Annotated in this window: 3 protein-coding genes; all 3 read right to left on the bottom strand. The window is 66.9% G+C overall.

The window, feature by feature from the left end; translation table 11 throughout:
- Positions 1 to 585 (bottom strand): AMP-binding protein (locus tag AC0L30_RS42875; protein WP_473406777.1); only part of this gene is annotated, 585 nt, incomplete at its 3' end.
- Complete coding sequence (locus tag AC0L30_RS42870; protein WP_007594256.1) at positions 578 to 1,096, bottom strand: (2Fe-2S)-binding protein; 519 nt, start codon at positions 1,094 to 1,096, stop codon at positions 578 to 580. The genes AC0L30_RS42870 and AC0L30_RS42875, both read right to left, overlap by 8 nt.
- A partial coding sequence (locus AC0L30_RS42865; protein WP_473406776.1) for an FAD binding domain-containing protein occupies positions 1,093 to 1,524 on the bottom strand: 432 nt, incomplete at its 5' end. The genes AC0L30_RS42865 and AC0L30_RS42870, both read right to left, overlap by 4 nt.

Below are 1,524 nucleotides of genomic sequence, written 5' to 3'. Positions count from 1 at the left end.
GCGGCCGTAGAGATTTTGCGCGACATGGGCGATCGCAGCGGCCCGCTCGGCGCGATGCCGCCGCGGGACGCCTTTCGGCCGCGAGGTCGTGCCCGAGGTGTAGAGCATGATCGACCAGGCGTCGGCGCCGACACGCGGCTCGGCGTCCGGCGCGCGGTCCCCGAGCATGTCGGCGAAGCTCGCCACCTCACCTGTCCCCGGATCGACGGATATACGCAGCAGCCGGCCGGCAAGCGCCGAGCCTTGGACGGCTTCGGCGGAAATGTCCTGATAGAAAACCGCGCAGGCTTCGGCGTTCTCGATGCAGTAATCGAGCTCGTCAGCCTTGGCGCGCCAGTTGATCGGCGTGATCACGAGGCCTGCGAACTGGCAGGCCCAGTGCAGCGTCGCCGCCTCCCAGCGGTTCTGCAGCAGGGTGACGACGTGGTCGCCCGGCATGAGGCCAAGGCGATCGAAGGACGCCACCAGGGCAGAAATCTTGTCGTACCATTGCCGATAGGTCAGGCGCAGGTCGCCATCGACCAGCGCAATGGCGTGGGGATCGCGCGCCACGCTGGCTACGAAGCTGCAGGCGAGATCAAGCATCTGACGTCTCTTTTGTGGTTGAACGGAGCTCCGCAGCAGCTTCGAGCGCCGCCTGGATGATCGGGGTGTAGCCGGTGCAGCGGCACAGATGGCCGCTTAGGACATCGCGAATCGCCGCTTCGGTCGGCTTGGCGTTCTTGCTGAGGTAGTCGTCAAGCGACATCAAGATGCCGGCTGTGCAAAAGCCGCACTGGAGCGCGTGGTTGCGGCGGAACGCGCGCTGGAGCACGCCGAGCCGATCAGCCGACGGTGCAAGCCCTTCCACCGTTCTCAGATCGCAACCATCGACTTGCGCCGCGAGCGTGAGACAGGAGCGCGTGAGCATGCCGTCGACGACGATTGTGCAGGCTCCGCAGACGCCGTGCTCGCAGCCGACATGGGTGCCGGTCGCGCCCAACTGATGGCGCAGGAAATCCGAGAGCAGCATGCGCGGCTCGGCCTCGGCCTCGGCCGGCTTGCCGTTCAACGTGAAGCGGACAGGATGGCGGCTATCTGCCTTGAGGCGGATCATTGCAGTACCTCGCAGATCAAATCGCGGCCGATCATGCGGACGAGGTCACGGCGGTAACGCGCGGTCGCGTGGACGTCGTCACGCGCACCGAGCTCGTAGGCAAAGGCGTTGAGCGCGTCGTCGAGTGCAGTCCCATCGAGCCGCGGCCAGTCGCGCGCGGTCGGAACGTCAGCGACGCCGCCTACGGTGAGGCGCACGCCGCTCGGGGTCTTCATCGCCGCACAGGCGACGATGGCGAAATCGCCATGCCGGCGCGCGACCTCGCGGAAGGCGAAGCGGCGTTCGCGGACCACCGGAAGCGAGATGCCCTCGATCAGTTCGTCATCGGCTCGCGCGGTCAGCATCATGCCGGCGAAGAAGTCTTTTGCCGCCACCCGGCGCCGCCGCTTTGCGCTACGCAGATGCACCTCACCACCGAGCGCGACCAG

This window comes from Bradyrhizobium sp. MI1.11 (genome assembly GCF_055811255.1).
The sequence above is the reverse complement of the archived record's forward strand: the minus strand, read 5'-3'. Positions and strand labels throughout refer to the sequence as shown.

Excerpts from the sequence above, each read along its gene's own strand:
- AC0L30_RS42870 (WP_007594256.1), bottom strand. The coding sequence starts at position 1,096 with ATGATCCGCCTCAAGGCAGATAGCCGCCATCCTGTCCGCTTCACGTTG.